Annotated in this window: 13 protein-coding genes and 1 pseudogene; 10 read left to right on the top strand and 4 right to left on the bottom strand. The window is 63.0% G+C overall.

The window, feature by feature from the left end:
- Window positions 1–115 precede the first annotated feature (115 nt).
- From prmA to AC1DB0_RS26820, 10 genes and pseudogenes are all read left to right on the top strand, one after another.
- A complete protein-coding gene (prmA, locus tag AC1DB0_RS26865) occupies window positions 116–1,042 on the top strand; it encodes a 50S ribosomal protein L11 methyltransferase (RefSeq protein WP_175172178.1) in 927 nt (308 codons plus the stop codon).
- Between the two features lie 26 nt (window positions 1,043–1,068).
- Window positions 1,069–1,173, top strand: a pseudogene (locus tag AC1DB0_RS26860) (MJ0042-type zinc finger domain-containing protein); the annotation flags it as partial.
- 303 nt (window positions 1,174–1,476) lie between these two features.
- Complete coding sequence (locus AC1DB0_RS26855) at window positions 1,477–2,586, top strand: DUF3426 domain-containing protein (protein ID WP_476758784.1); 1,110 nt, start codon at window positions 1,477–1,479, stop codon at window positions 2,584–2,586.
- Between the two features lie 12 nt (window positions 2,587–2,598).
- Window positions 2,599–3,540: a carbohydrate kinase family protein gene (locus AC1DB0_RS26850; protein ID WP_476758301.1), complete on the top strand. Its 942-nt coding sequence runs from the start codon at window positions 2,599–2,601 to the stop codon at window positions 3,538–3,540.
- 206 nt (window positions 3,541–3,746) lie between these two features.
- Entirely contained in the window at window positions 3,747–4,250 is a 504-nt protein-coding gene (locus AC1DB0_RS26845) for an outer membrane lipoprotein (RefSeq protein WP_054427255.1), read from the top strand.
- Between the two features lie 435 nt (window positions 4,251–4,685).
- Complete coding sequence (locus AC1DB0_RS26840; protein WP_054427256.1) at window positions 4,686–4,925, top strand: acyl carrier protein; 240 nt, start codon at window positions 4,686–4,688, stop codon at window positions 4,923–4,925.
- On the top strand, window positions 4,903–6,090 hold the full coding sequence (locus AC1DB0_RS26835) for a D-alanyl-lipoteichoic acid biosynthesis protein DltD (RefSeq protein ID WP_054427257.1): 1,188 nt from the start codon (window positions 4,903–4,905) through the stop codon (window positions 6,088–6,090). The genes AC1DB0_RS26840 and AC1DB0_RS26835 overlap by 23 nt, the downstream gene beginning before the upstream one ends.
- Window positions 6,087–6,212 carry a hypothetical protein gene (locus tag AC1DB0_RS26830; protein ID WP_156337003.1) on the top strand — a complete coding sequence of 42 codons (126 nt, stop codon included), beginning with the start codon at window positions 6,087–6,089 and terminating at the stop codon, window positions 6,210–6,212. The genes AC1DB0_RS26835 and AC1DB0_RS26830 overlap by 4 nt, the downstream gene beginning before the upstream one ends.
- A 7-nt stretch (window positions 6,213–6,219) precedes the next feature.
- Window positions 6,220–7,347 carry an MBOAT family O-acyltransferase gene (locus AC1DB0_RS26825; RefSeq protein ID WP_054427258.1) on the top strand — a complete coding sequence of 376 codons (1,128 nt, stop codon included), beginning with the start codon at window positions 6,220–6,222 and terminating at the stop codon, window positions 7,345–7,347.
- Between the two features lie 16 nt (window positions 7,348–7,363).
- Window positions 7,364–8,809, top strand: coding sequence for a D-alanine--poly(phosphoribitol) ligase (locus AC1DB0_RS26820; protein ID WP_346553319.1), 1,446 nt, complete (start codon window positions 7,364–7,366; stop codon window positions 8,807–8,809).
- Window positions 8,810–8,842: 33 nt separating this feature from the next.
- Here AC1DB0_RS26820 and AC1DB0_RS26815 read toward each other — a convergent pair whose 3' ends face one another.
- The 4 genes from AC1DB0_RS26815 to AC1DB0_RS26800 all read right to left on the bottom strand — a co-directional run bounded on the left by AC1DB0_RS26815 (window position 8,843) and on the right by AC1DB0_RS26800 (window position 14,815).
- Window positions 8,843–9,403: a YggT family protein gene (locus AC1DB0_RS26815; protein ID WP_054427260.1), complete on the bottom strand. Its 561-nt coding sequence runs from the start codon at window positions 9,401–9,403 to the stop codon at window positions 8,843–8,845.
- 159 nt (window positions 9,404–9,562) lie between these two features.
- On the bottom strand, window positions 9,563–10,321 hold the full coding sequence (locus AC1DB0_RS26810; protein ID WP_175171662.1) for a histone H1-like DNA-binding protein: 759 nt from the start codon (window positions 10,319–10,321) through the stop codon (window positions 9,563–9,565).
- Between the two features lie 347 nt (window positions 10,322–10,668).
- Window positions 10,669–11,865, bottom strand: a complete 1,197-nt coding sequence (locus AC1DB0_RS26805) for a ribonucleotide-diphosphate reductase subunit beta (RefSeq protein WP_054427262.1) — start codon at window positions 11,863–11,865, stop codon at window positions 10,669–10,671.
- Window positions 11,866–11,884: 19 nt separating this feature from the next.
- Window positions 11,885–14,815 carry a ribonucleoside-diphosphate reductase subunit alpha gene (locus tag AC1DB0_RS26800; protein ID WP_054427263.1) on the bottom strand — a complete coding sequence of 977 codons (2,931 nt, stop codon included), beginning with the start codon at window positions 14,813–14,815 and terminating at the stop codon, window positions 11,885–11,887.
- Window positions 14,816–15,009 lie beyond the last annotated feature (194 nt).

Below are 15,009 nucleotides of genomic sequence, written 5' to 3'. Positions count from 1 at the left end.
CCCCTTTTTGCCTTTGGGCCTGCCCGCGGCAAAAACCCTTCGGGGCCTTTTAATGTTTTACGGTCATCGGGCCGCGGCATGCGCCGCGGCCCGATGACCAGATGGAAGAATAATCATGCGTGAACTCGTGCTCCATTGCCTAGAGGCGCAGGCCGAAGCCCTGTCGGACGCGCTGCTGGAAGCGGGCGTGCTGTCCGTGTCCGTGGAAGACGCCGACTTCGGCACTGACGTTGAACGTCCCCTGTTTGGCGAGCCCGGCACCGAGCCCGACGTGCAAGCCTGGGACCGCAACCGCGTCGTCGCCCTGCTGCCCGACGGAGCCGATCCCGCGCAGATCATGGAAGAAGCCGCCGCCGCGGGCGAGCTGGACGCGTCGGTATTCGAAGGCTGGAGCCTGCGTGATGTGCCGGACGCCGACTGGGTGCGTTTGACGCAATCGCAGTTCGGGCCCATCCACATTGCCGAACGCCTGTGGATTGTGCCCAGCTGGCACCGCGATAATCCCGACGTGCCGGGCCTGGACCCGGCCGCTGCCGAAGACGGCGCCATCCACATCGAACTCGACCCCGGCCTGGCCTTTGGCACCGGCAGCCACCCCACGACGCATCTGTGCCTGGCCTGGCTGGAAGCCGAGCTGCCCGCGGGCGCGACCTTGCTGGACTACGGTTGCGGTTCGGGCATTCTGGCGATTGCCGCGCGCAAGCTGGGCGCGGGTCCGACCCTGGCGGTCGACATCGACGCGCAGGCCGTGCAAAGCACCGCCTATAACGCCGAGGTCAATCGCGTTGAACTGCAAGCCATGCTGCCCGACGCATTGACCGATGGCACGTTCCAGGTCGTCGTCGCCAACATTCTGTCCAACCCGCTGAAGGTGCTGGCGCCGATGCTGGCTGGCCGCGTGGCGGCGGGCGGTCATCTGGTGCTGTCGGGCGTGTTGGAACGCCAGGCCGAAGAAGTGGCCGCCGCCTATGCGCCTTGGATGGCCATGTCGGTTTGGCGTGCGCGCGACGGCTGGGTTTGCCTGCACGGCCAGAAAGCCTGAGCGCAGCCCAGGCAGGATTGCATCACATGGCTCTGACTACCCGCTGCCCCCAGTGCGGCACCTCGTTCAAGGTGGTGCCTGACCAGCTTCGAGTCCGCAATGGCCTGGTGCGCTGCGGCGCCTGCTCAACGGTGTTTGACGGCCGCGCCTGCCTGCTGCCGGAATCAGGCGCCCCGACGACATTGCCGCCCGCGCCCGTCGCACAGCCTGCGACGCAGCCCGCGGCGGCGGCTGCCGCGCCGGTGTTGGCAACGCGGGCTGCCCCGCCGGCACCGCCTGCGTACGAGCAACCTGCGTACGTGCCGCCGGCACCCGCACGGCCCGTCGTTGTGCCGGAGCCGCCTCGTTACGTTGCCCCGCGGCCGGCGCCGCCCGCGCCGCCCGCGCCGCCCGCGCCGCCACCGCTGTCGCGGCCATCGGCAGAACCGCGCGAAATCGCACCGTGGGAAGACGAGCCCGTTTCGCCTCCGCCCCAAGCCGTTTCGCCTCCTCCGCAGCCCGTTCGGCCTGCACCTGCTGCGCCCGTCGTCTCCCCCGCCGTTCCCCCCGCCGTATTACGCGGCCGCGAGGCGATTCGCCGGCGCGATGAACCCGATACGCACTTGCCCGAAGACGACGCCGACGACGAGGACGCAAGCGAAGACGACAGCGCGTATCGTCCCAGCCCTTCCCGCAATGAGCCCGTCTTCGCGCCGCGCGCCGCTGAACCGGTCATCGACTGGGACGCGCGCCGCCGCGCCGCCGGGCACGCCGAGCCGACGTTTGCGGATAACGGCGGCAGCGGCATCGGTAACGACAATGAATACGACGCCGATGGCGACCGTGACGACGACCGCCGCGCCGCCGCCGATACCCGCCATTCCCACGACAAGCTCGACGCCGATGACGACCGCGGGCATCACATCCGCATCACCGACTACGACGACGAGCCCGAGCCCGACGACGGCCGCGAACCCGTCCTGGGCGATACGCGCACGCGCTACTCCAGCGCCACGGATGTCGGCCGAACGCCGCCCGAATTCCTGGATCAAGACCRCCAGGAACGCCGCGGCCTGTTCCGCAAATTGTGGGGCTACGCCTGCCTGTTGGGCCTGATCGCGCTGGGCCTGCAACTGCTGTACGCCTATCGCACCGACATCGCCAATTCCGTACCCGTCATGCGGCCCGTGCTGGAGACGGTGTGCAAGCCCTTGGGCTGCACGGTGGGCTACGCGCGCCGCCTGGAACGCATTGCGATTTCTTCATCGTCCTTGCAGCCGCCTACGGGCGCCGCCGCGATCGACGACGGCCGCAGCCGTCTGGTGCTGAACCTGGTGCTGCGCAACCGCTACGACAAGCCGCAGCATTGGCCCGCGCTGGTGCTCGACCTGACCGACTTGTCGGACACCGTGGTCGTGCGCAAAGTGCTAAGGCCCGAAAACTACCTGACGCCCGAGCAACTGCGCGGCCCCTTCGGCCCGGCAGGCGAGCTCAAGATTTCCGTACCCATTGAAGTGACCGGTGTGCAGGTCAATGGCTACCAACTCGATAAGTTCTTTCCCTAAAGGATGACAAGCATGGCAACCCCTGTTCTGGTTTGCGGTTCGATGGCGTTTGACACGATTGCCGTGTTCGAAGGCCGTTTCAAAGACCACATCCTGGCTGACCGCATCCAGTCGCTGAGCGTGTCGTTCCTGGTGCCCAGCATGCGCAAGGAATACGGCGGTTGCTCGGGCAACATCGCTTACAACATGAACCTGCTGGGCGGCGCGCCCGTGCCGGTGGCCACCGTTGGCGAAGACGCGGGTGAGTACATGGAGCGCCTGTCGGGCCTGGGTATCGACACCAGCCGCGTCAAGGTCATCCCCGACACCTTCACCGCGCAGTGCTTCATCACGACCGACCTGGACGACAACCAGATCACCGCTTTCCACCCGGGCGCCATGTCGTTTGCGGCAGACAACGACCTGAGCGATGCGGATGCGGCTTGGGCCATCGTGGCACCTGATGCCAAGGAAGGCATGTTCGCGCACGCCGAACGCCTGCATCGCCGTGGCATCCCGTTCATTTTCGATCTGGGCCAGGCCATGCCGTTGTTCGACGGCGCCGATCTCGAACGCATGCTCAAGCTCGCGCAGGCGCTGACGGTCAATGATTACGAAGCCGGCGTGGTTGAGCAACGCACGGGCCGCAGCGTGGCAGACATTGCCGGCACGCTGCAAGCCGTGGTCGTGACGCGCGGCGCCGAAGGCGCCACCCTGTACACCGGCGGCAAGACGATTCAGATTGATCCGGTGCGCGCGTCGCAGGTCGTGGACCCGACGGGTTGCGGCGACGCACAGCGCGGTGGCCTCTTGTACGGCCTGACCACCGGCTGGAGCTGGGAAGACAGCTGCCGCCTGGGCAACGTCATGGGCGCCATCAAGATTGCCTCGCGCGGCCCGCAGAACCACAACCCGTCGCGCGCAGAGATCGACGCTGTGCTGCACGCCACCTACGGCATCCATCTGCCCGCCTGATTCCCTCGCAAGACGGGAACCGCCACGCGGCGGCGCGGTCGAACAATGCATCAAGTTTTGATAATGCGGCGGCTTTCGGGCCGCCGTATTTACACGGTGTTATCCGCCTATGGCCGTGAGTTTCAGTGTGTTGCAGGGGAGCCTGACACTCATTTTGGGCGGAGTATGATCAATGTTCGTCGGCAGTGCCCGATCGAGGAGTCCAAATGAATCAAAGTAAATCTCTATCCCTGGTGACGCCGCGTACTGGCCGGTGGTTGGCTATCGCAGCAGTTGTGACGTCGATGGCTGTGCTGGGCGGCTGCGCAAATCGCAGCGCGTCCAGTGGCGTGTACAGCTACGACCAGGCCCAGCGCGAGCAGATCGTTCGTACGGGTACGGTCACGGGCGTGCGCCCGATCGTGATCCAGAACGACAAGTCCAGCGGCGTCGGCATGTTGGCCGGCGGTGCGTTGGGCGGCGTGGCAGGCAACGCAATCGGTGGCGGCACGGGCCGTACCATTGCAACCGTCGGCGGCGCCATTCTGGGCGCTTTGGCGGGGAACGCCGTAGAGAACAGGGTTGGCACGAATTCCGGCTACGAAATCACGGTGCGTCTGGATAACGGCGAAACCCGTGTCGTGGCGCAGGAAGCCGATGTGCCCGTCAGCGTGGGCCAGCGCGTTCAAGTGATCAGTGGTTCGGGTCCGACCCGCGTCACCCCGATGTAAATCAAAAGCCCGCGCAAGCGGGCTTTTTTACATGCCGACGGCAGGTTTGCAGGCTGCAAGACAAGCCCCGATTCCGGGGCTTTTTCATGCCTGAATCTCCACTGCCCGATATCGGGGCCGGGCCAGCGCAGGGCGTAAAGTCGTAAAAATCTGTCGCGCTGCCGCAACGCAGCACCCGGGATTTACCCGCAGGCGTTACGTTTGCCAGCCTTTTCTCGCGATTTACCCCAAAAGTTTCATGGCGATTCAACGCCCGAAGTGCAATGATTGCGCCTGCGATCGGCATCACGATGCGATTTTGATGTAACCAAGTGCATCCTGGCGCTGTTCTGGATCGCTGGAACGGTCAGTTGAGTTTCAGCATTTTTCTGTATCCTCACTTACCTGAATCCCAGGGGCGGGGATGTTTTGCCGACGAGGCAATCAGCACTATCTATGCATACCGAGCAAGAACTCCACACCAAGATCGGCGAGATCGTCGAGTCGATCGTCATGAAGAAAGTCACCCCCGACACGCAGTTGATTGCCACTGGCCTGGTTGATTCCCTGGCTGCGGTGGACATCACGCTTGCGGTCGAATCGGAGTACGGCTGCAGCATCCCGGCTCCCGAAATCGCAGAGCATCTTCAGTCGGTCCGCACGCTAGCCGGCTATGTCGCTGCCCATTCTTCGTAATACCCGGTTGTTGTCCCACGTCGCGGCTGCCGCGACGGCGGTAGCACTGGCGGTTGGCGCGTACTGCGGAGCGGATGATCTGCTCAGCCGTATCGTCACGCCCACGTCTGCCCCGTCGACCGCTGCTGCCGACAGGAACAACTACCTGCCCAATCTGGGGCCGGACTGGGGCACTCAGCACGTCAACCTGAATCGCCTGGGCAACGCCCTGAGCGACGGGACGCTGGTTGTGCTGGGCTCGTCCGAACTGTCCAGCCACGATCTGCGCTTTGTGCCTTACCGGTTCTTCCCCGATGAACTGAAGGTGCCGACGCTGGCCTACGGCCACGCCATGTTCCAGTCCTATGGCATCGTCAGCGTGCTGGAGTCCGTGGCGGATTCGCTTACGCCGAACACGCGGCTGGTGATCATGGTGTCGCCCGCCTGGTTCGCCTCGGGCGGCCAGTTGCCGCGCAGCGCGTTCGCTGAACACGTGACGGGGCCCGTCTGGGATCGCCTCTGGGATCAGCCCAGCACGCGCGAGCAGATGCAGAACTGGATCACCGACAACGCGAACTGGGGCTTGATCTGGCTGATCGCCAATGGCCAGGTGGCCGAGCTCAAGGACAAGCTGTCGCTATGGTGGCATGCCCGCAAGGAGCCTGCGCCTGACCGTCCGCGCAGCAAGCTGTCGGTGCCGGCGCACCGCTTCGTGTCCTGGCCGTCGTCGGCGCGCTTGAACGAAGGGCAGTGGGGCCGTCTGACGCACGAGGCGCGTGAAGTGGAACGCGGCTTGGGCGGCAACAATCCCTACGACGTTCGCGACGACTACTACAAGCAGTACCTGGCGCAGCTGTACTCGCCAGCCCGTAACGAGTTCGCCGACGTGGACCCGATCACCCGCACCGAGCTGGGTGACCTGTCGCGCGTCATGGCCCTGCTGCAAAAGCGCAAGGTGAAGGCGTACTTCGTCATCCAGCCGTTCAATCCCAAGCTCATTCTGGATGTCGAACGTTTCGACCCGGTGGTGGCCGCCATTACCGGCATGTGCCAGCGCTATCAGATGGGTTGCCTGGATCTTTACAGCATCCCGTTTGAACCCGGCATGGTGCGTGACGACATGCATCTGGCCGAACTCGGCTGGGCGATGGCGGACCAAGGCATTGCGGAGTACTTTTCCCGATGAAACGTTTCTTCTGGCACCTGTGTTTGTACATAGGCGTGATCCTGGTGTTCGTGCTGCAGGCTCAACCCACCACGGGTAGCGGCGGACCGATCAAGGTCGAATTCCAATACCAACAGTTCTGACCGCACCATGGAATTGTTCGCAAGCTTGAGCTTTTTTGGCGGCGCCCTGTGTGGCGGCCTTGGCCTGTTGGCGTACCGGTCATTCGGCATGCCGTTCAAGATCGGCTACCGCCACATCATCGGCGTGATCTGTCTGGGCGTGTGGATGGCGGTGTTCTGGGCGCGCCCCTATCAACCCATCGCGCTGCTGGCCATTTCGGGCAGCGCCTTGTGGGCCGTGCGCCGCAACTACATTCCCACGTGGCTGGCGGTGGTCATCACGATGACGCCGTTGCTGCTGGTGAAGACCGGCGTATCGCACCTGGGGGCGATGCTGGGCCTGTCGTTCGCCACGTTCCGCGCGATCGACGTGCTGCTGTTCGCGCAGCGCAATGAGCGCGTGTCGCCGCTGGACTACTTCATCTACCTGTTCTTCCCGCTGACCTTGCTGGCCGGCCCGATGTACCGCTGGCGCAATTTTCAGGCGGATCTCAAGCGCGGCTATGAAGGCGTGAACCTGAACACGTGGCTGACGGGGCTTGAGCTCATCATGCTGGGCGTGATTCAGAAGTTCGGCGTGGCCGAGCTGATCTGGCGCTATGGCCTGGCCACCCTGGACGCGCACGACTATTCGTTCTCGGGCGTGGCGCTGAACGCGTCGCTCTATAGCGCCTATCTGTTCTTCGACTTCGCCGGTTACTCGACGATGGCGATCGGTATCGGCATGCTGTTCGGCTTCACCTTGCCGATCAACTTCCGCAACCCCCTGGCCACGCTGAATCCGCAGGACTTCTGGCGCCGCTGGCACATCAGCTTGTCGGAGTGGTTGCGCGACGTCGTGTTCATGCCGATCTACAAGGCGTTGAGCAAGACCAAGTTCTTCGGGCGCCATCGCATGGCCGCGCAGAACATCGGCATCTTCGCGACGCTGCTGGCCATGGGCGTGTGGAACGGCTTGTCGCTGCACTACATCGTCAGCGGCCTGATGTTCGGCGCGTATTCGGTGGGCCACAACCTGCTGATCAACGCCTCGCGCACGCGTCCTGCGCTGCAAGCGACCCTGGCGCATCCCGTGATGCGCTTCCTGGGCCGCGTGCTTACCTTGATTCTGGCTGCGCTGGCGCTGTACGTGTTCAGCGGCCGCAGCCCCATCTGACGCCGGGAGTTTCGGCATGCGTTTCGACCTGAAGTCCTTCCAGTTCGTTGAACTCGATATTTCGCCCGACGCGCTTGCCGTCGCCGCCGCCGACCGCACCTTGAGCTGGGCGCAGTTGCGCACCGAGGCGCAGGCCTGGGCCGACAAGGCCCGCCAGCACGGCGTGGCGCCGGATGTGCCCGTGGCCATCTACGGTCACAAGGAAGCGTCGTTCTTCGTTGCGATGGTGGGGGCGCTGCTGATCGGCGCGCCGTTCGTTCCCGTTGACACCATCTATCCGGCCGAGCGCCTGCGCCGCATCGTCGAGATCGTGCGCGCGGCGGCCGTCTACGATGCCGCGGCGAATACGTTCACGGCGGGCGAGGGCGCGATGCTGGCCGAGCGCGGCCTGGCTTACGTCATGTTCACGTCTGGCAGCACGGGCGACCCGAAGGGCGTGCAGATCGGCCGCGAAAGCGTTGGCCTGCTGGGTGACTGGATGCTGGGCAGCTTTGGCCTGGGTGATGCGCCCGTGTTCATGAACCAGGCGCCGTTCAGTTTTGATTTGTCGATGTATGAAGTGTTCGCTACGCTGGCCTCGGGCGGCGCCTGCGTGCTGAATGCGCGCGAGCAGATCGCGGCGGCGGGCACCTGGATGCCGCGCCTGGCCGAGCATGGCGTGACCGTGTGGGTGTCGACGCCGTCGTTTGCACATCAGCAATTGGCCAACCGCGATTTTTCGCCGGCCACCTTGCCGGCGCTGCGCACGTTCCTGTTCTGTGGCGAACCCTTGCCGGCTGCGCTGGCCAAGAAGCTGCGCCAGCGCTTTCCTGGCGCGGTCATCCTGAATACCTACGGCCCCACGGAAGCTACGGTGGCCACAACCTGGATCGAAGTCACCGATGCCGTGCTGGCCGCGCATGACCCGCTGCCAGTGGGCCATGCCAAACCCGACAGCGTGCTGATCGTGGACGAAGGCGAGATCTGCATCGTGGGCGACCACGTCATGCGGGGCTATCTGAATCGGCCCGACCTGAACGAAGCCAAGCTCTACACCTACGACGACGGCCGCCGCGCATTCCGCACGGGCGATCTCGGGCTGATGGAAGAGGGCGGCTTGTTGTTCTGCCGCGGCCGCATGGACGATCAGATCAAGCTGAACGGCTATCGCATCGAACTTGCCGAAATCGACGAAGCGCTGCACGGTCTGCCCGGCGTGGAAGGCGGCGCCTGCGCGGTGCTGCGCCGGCCCGATGGCACGGCGGTGCGCTTGATTGGTTTCGTGGCAGGTGTGGCCGAGGAAGCCGCGGCGCGCTTTCTGGCGCCCGAGGCGTTGGCCGGTTGGAAGGAGCGGTTGGCGCAGCGCCTGCCGCCCTATATGGTGCCGTCCGAACTGGTGGCCTGCCCGGCGCTGCCCATGTCGAACAACCATAAGATCGACCGCAAGAAGCTGGTCGAGATCTACGCCGGCATTCCGGCGTAGTTCAACGCGTGCGGGGCGCGATGCCCCGCACCTTTACAGACCGATCATGCGCTGGCTGACATTAGCCAGCACCATCAGCAGCACTTGCGCCAGAATCAGCAGCACCAGCGGCGAGAAGTCGATGGTGGTGCGCGGCAACAGGCGGCGGATGGGGTCCAGCATGGGCGCGGTCAGCGCTTGCAGCAGCGGCATCATGGGCGCCATCGGGTTGACCCACGACAGCACGGCCTGAATCAGCGTCAGCCACACCACCAGATTCAATGCCCATTTGATCGCCATGATCAGTGCCGAGCCCATTGCGGCGGGCAGCAACTGGGCAGGAATCAGCGCGCCCAATGCGACGAGCCAGATCAGCACGATGTAGAGCAGCGCGGCCAGCCACGTGGCGACAAGGCTCGTCCAATCAATCTTGTTGCCGGCGGGGATGATCTTGCGCAGCGGCCCGACCAGCCAGTTGGTGGCTTGGTAGACGGCGCGCGCCAGCGGGTTGAAGGGCGGCAGGCGGATCGCGTGCATCCAGGCGCGGGCAATCAATGCCGCGCCAAACAGCGTGAACACGATTTCGAGAAGGAAGCGGAAGATATCACCGAGCATGGACGCGATCACCGAAAAAATAAGGAATCAATTGTCGCATGGTGGCGCAAGTTTATTGCCGCCGCATTTTGCATGCGCATCGTCCGAATGGACGAGCGCAAAAAAGCCGCCCGGCTAGCCGGGCGGCTCTAGTGAAGCTAGTGCTTCGAACCGTCCTGATTACGGACGGCCACCCGTCGGGAACGGCCACGACGCGGCGGGATTCAGCGCGGTCTTCGCGCCCGGGGCAGCAGCCGTGGACGGCGGCGTGGCGGGCTTCTTCGGAGCGGCTTTCTTCGCAGCGGGCTTCTTGGCGGCGGCGGGCTTGGCAGCAGCAGCCGGCTTGGCGGCAGCAGGAGCCTTCTTCGCAGCCGGAGCCTTCTTGGCTACAGCTTTCTTGGCAGCAGGAGCCTTTTTGGCGGCAGGCGCCTTCTTGGCTACGGCTTTCTTGGCAGCGGGGGCCTTCTTGGCAACTGCCTTTTTGGCAACAGCCTTCTTGGCGACGGCCTTCTTGGCAACAGCCTTCTTGGCTACTGCTTTCTTGGCGACGGCCTTCTTGGCTACGGCTTTCTTGGCAACGGCCTTCTTAGCAACGGCTTTCTTGGCAACCGCCTTCTTGGCGACAACCTTCTTGGCTACTGCTTTCTTGGCAACCGCCTTCTTGGCGACAACCTTCTTGGCTACCGCTTTCTTAGCGACGGCCTTCTTGGCGACGGCCTTCTTGGCTACCGCTTTCTTAGCGACAACCTTCTTGGCGGCTGCCGGCTTCTTCGCGGCAACCTTCTTCACTGCCGGCTTTTTGGCGGCGGCGACTTTCTTCACAGCTACCTTCTTGACAGCGGCTTTCTTGGCCGGTGCGGCCTTCTTCGCGACTGCCTTCTTGGCGGCGGCGGGCTTCTTCACCGCTGCTTTCTTTACGGCTTTCTTGGCTGTTGCCATGGTCATGCTCCTTAGGTTCAGGGGTCCCAGAACTTAAACCCGTGCCCCGACTCGCCAACAAGGCGAACCGTGCCCGGGCTATTCATCGGCGCATGCCGCTGTTCTGTGCGAGCAACAGCTACTACGGTTTGCGCTAATGAATTCGGCACAGCCATTTGATATGGCCCCCGCTCCTTTGGCGCGAGCCATTTCAAATGGCGCCGGTCGCAGCCTGATCACAGGCCGCCGACCGCTTGTTCTACGTGTTCGAAAACACCCTGACCGGGAAGAGCGTCATCAAGCCTGTCGCGAACGCAACGCTTCTTGAATCTGAAGCGTGCCCGCGCCGGGCCTGATGACGTACTGCTTTACTCCCAGCTCAGCGTGCCACCGGTTTGGTATTCGATCACGCGAGTTTCAAAAAAGTTGCGTTCCTTTTTCAGATCGATCATTTCCGCCATCCACGGGAAGGGATTTTCTTCCTGCGGGTACAGCGGTTCAATACCGATTTGCTGGCAACGACGGTTGGCGATGAAGCGCAGGTAGGATTTGAACATAGGTGCGTTCAAGCCCAACACGCCGCGCGGCATCGTGTCTTCGGCGTAAGCGTATTCGAGTTCGACCGCTTTGCGGAAGAGTTCTCGAATTTCTTCGCGGAATTCCGGCGTCCACAGATGCGGATTTTCCAGTTTGACGGTGTTGATCAGGTCGATGCCGAAGTTGCAGTGCATGGATTCATCGCGAAGGATGTACATGTACTGCTCGGCCGCGCCGGTCATCTTGTTCTGGCGGCCCAGCGCCAGGATCTGCGTGAAGCCCACGTAGAAGAACAAGCCTTCCATCAAGCATGCGAAAACGATCAGCGACTTCAACAGCGTCTGATCAGCTTCGGGCGTGCCCGTCTTGAAGTGGGGGTCCGCGATCGCGTCGATGAACGGGATCAGGAACTCGTCTTTGGCGCGGATGGACGGAACTTCGTTGTAAGCGTTGAAGATCTCGGCTTCGTCCAGGTCCAGGCTTTCGACGATGTATTGATAAGCGTGCGTGTGGATCGCTTCTTCGAACGCCTGGCGCAGCAGAAACTGGCGGCACTCAGGCGCCGTGATGTGGCGGTACGTGCCCAACACGATGTTGTTCGCGGCCAGCGAGTCGGCCGTGACGAAGAAACCCAGGTTGCGCTTGACGATGCGGCGCTCGTCCTCGGTGAGCCCGTTCGGGTTCTTCCAGAGGGCGATGTCGCGCGACATGTTGATCTCTTGCGGCATCCAGTGATTGGCGCACGTGGCCAAATACTTTTCCCACGCCCACTTGTACTTGAACGGCACAAGTTGATTGACGTCGGTTTCGCCGTTGATGATGCGCTTGTCGGCAACCTTCACACGTTGCGAGGTTGCGGCGCCGCTCGTGCTCAGACCCGCCGCGTGTTCAGGCGCGGCAGGCGTCGGCATGGCGGCGTCGCCAAATACACCGGTCGCAGCCCGGACGCCGGGTGCAGCCTGCCCGCCGCCCGCGGGGGCGGGGGATGCAGGTTGCGTTGCGATGGTGTCGTCTTCCCAATTAATCATTTCAATTCTCCGGAGGCGGTTATTGGCAGGCTTCGCACTCTTCGAAGCCGGCGTCGCCAGGCCTCATGGTGCAAACCGCCCCGAGAACTTCGGGTTCCGGCAAAGCAGGTGCAGCGCCCATCGCCGCAGCCGTGGATTGACCACCAGCAGTGACGGCATTCAATTCGCCGCCGCGGCCCGTGGACTTCTCGGCGCTGGTGGCGCCCAGGGTACGCAGGTAGTACGTCGTCTTCAGACCACGCAGCCATGCCAGCTTGTAGGTGTCATCCAGCTTCTTGCCGGATGCGCCCGACATGTAGATGTTCAGCGACTGAGCTTGATCGATCCACTTCTGACGGCGCGACGCGCATTCAACCAGCCAGCTCGGTTCGACTTCGAACGCAGTGGCGTAGAGTTCGCGGAGTTCGGAAGGTACGCGATCGATGCGGGACAGGCTGCCGTCGAAGTACTTGAGGTCGGCGACCATGACTTCGTCCCAGAGACCGAGTTTCTTCAGGTCACGCACGAGGTAATCGTTAACGACCGTGAACTCGCCGGAGAGATTCGATTTGACGTACAAGTTCTGGAAAGTAGGTTCGATGCACGCAGATACACCAATGATATTGGAAATAGTCGCGGTTGGGGCAATTGCAACGCAATTGGAGTTGCGCATGCCATGTTGTTTGATGCGCGCGCGCAACGTATCCCAATCGAGCGTGCTCGATTCATCAACTTCAACATGACCACCGCGCTCATCGCGCAGCATCTTCAACGTGTCTTGCGGCAAGATGCCACGCGACCACAACGAACCTTCATACGATTGATAACGGCCGCGCTCTTCAGCAAGCAGGCTCGATGCGAAGTACGCGTGATAGCACACGGCTTCCATCGAACGATCCGCGAATTCAACAGCGGCTTGCGATGCGTACGGCACGCGCATCATCTGCAGGCAATCCTGGAAGCCCATGATGCCCATGCCCACCGGACGATGGCGCGCGTTGGAATTGCGGGCCTTCTCGACGGCGTAGTAGTTGATGTCGATGACGTTGTCGAGCATGCGCATTGCGATGCTGACGGTGCGCTTGATCTTGTCGTGATCCAGCTCGAAACCGCCGCCGGCAGCCGGCTTCATGTGCGCGACCAGGTTCACGGAACCCAGGTTGCACACCGCGATTTCCGATTCGTTCGTGTTCAGCGTGATCTCGGTGCACAGGTTCGAGCTGTGAACCACACCCACGTGCTGCTGCGGCGAACGGATGTTGCACGGGTCCTTGAAGGTGATCCACGGATGGCCGGTTTCGAACAGCATCGACAGCATCTTGCGCCACAGCGTCAGCGCCGGCATCTTCTTGTAGAGCGTCAGTTCGCCGTTGGCGACACGACGCTCGTAGCCCAGGTAGGCTTCTTCAAAAGCGCGGCCCACCTTGTCGTGCAGGTCGGGGCAGTCGGACGGCGAGAACAGCGTCCATTCGCCCGCTTCCATCACGCGCTTCATGAACAGATCGGGAATCCAGTTCGCCGTGTTCATGTCGTGCGTGCGGCGGCGTTCGTCGCCGGTGTTCTTGCGCAGTTCCAGGAATTCTTCGATGTCCAGGTGCCACGATTCCAGATACGTGCAGACCGCGCCCTTGCGCTTGCCGCCCTGGTTCACCGCAACGGCGGTGTCGTTGACGACCTTCAGGAACGGCACGACGCCCTGGCTTTCGCCGTTGGTGCCCTTGATGTGGCTGCGCAGCGCGCGCACCGGGGTCCAGTCGTTGCCCAGGCCGCCGGCGTACTTGGCCAGCAGCGCGTTTTCCTTGATGGCGTCGTAGATGCCTTCCAGATCGTCGGAGACGGTGGTCAGGTAGCACGACGACAACTGCGAGTGCAGCGTGCCCGAGTTGAACAGCGTCGGCGTCGAGCTCATGAAGTCGAACGAGGACAGGATCTCGTAGAACTCGATGGCGCGCGTTTCGCGGTCAGCTTCGCGCAGCGCAAGGCCCATGGCCACGCGCATGAAGAACACCTGCGGCAGTTCGATGCGGGTGCCGCGGATGTGCAGGAAGTAGCGGTCGTACAGGGTCTGCAGGCCGAGGTAGCCGAATTGCAGATCGCGCTTGGCGTTCAGCGCCTTGCCCAGGCGGGTCAGGTCATAGTTGGCCAGTTCGGGCGACAGCAGGCCGCCTTCGATACCGCGAGCGATGAACGTGGGGAAGTACTCGGCGTAACGCGCAACCATGCCGTCTTGCGAGACTTCTTCACCCAGCACTTCCTTGCGGATCGTGTGCAGCAACAGGCGAGCGGTGACCTGGCTGTAGGCCGGGTCCTTTTCGACCAGCGCGCGCGCCGACAGGATGGCGGACTTGAACACTTCGTCAACGGGGATGCCGTCGTACAGGTTCTTGACCGTTTCCTTCAGGATGGATTCGGTGTCGATGAATTCGGCCAGGCCTTCGCCGGCGGCGACGATGGTCGCGCGCAGTTCAGCCAGATCCAGCGGACGGCGCACGCCAGCGTCGGTCACGTTCAGCACGTGTTCCGCAGGCGCGGCAGCGGCCTTGTCCTGACCTTCGGCGGCAGCGGCGGCGGCGCGTTCTTGCGTGCGCTTCTCGCGGTACAGCACGTAGGCGCGGGCAACATCATGCTGGCCCGAGCGCATCAGCGCCAGTTCGACCTGGTCTTGAATGTCTTCAATATGGAAGGTGCCGCCATTGGGGCGGTTGCGCACCAGGGCGTTCACGGCCTGGCTGGTCAGGTTCTCGACCAGTTCACGCACCCGGGCGGACGCGGCGCCCTGGCCACCGTTTACGGCCAGGAAGGCCTTGGTCATGGCGATGGCGATCTTGCTGGGTTCGAACCCGACCACCGAGCCATTGCGGCGAATGATGTTGTAGCTGGCCCATTGCCCGCCATTGGCGTCGGCAGGGGAATCGGTTTGTGAGGGCGGCACGGCCGAAGGCCGGGTCACAGAGGCGATCGTAGTCTGCATGGAAGCTCCTGTGCGAAAACGCGTAGATAGCGACATGACGACGTCATGTCAGGTACGAATGTGGATCTTTTAGAGGGGGTCGGAACGCTTGGACGGGCTAGTCCAAAAGGCGTGGCCGACGAGAATCAGCGCTTAGGCGACCACAACATATAGTGTAGCACCCCTCGTTGGACACTAATTCTAGTGATCGAGAA

The organism is Achromobacter sp. 10T422 (genome assembly GCF_056394065.1).
The sequence above is the reverse complement of the archived record's forward strand: the minus strand, read 5'-3'. Positions and strand labels throughout refer to the sequence as shown.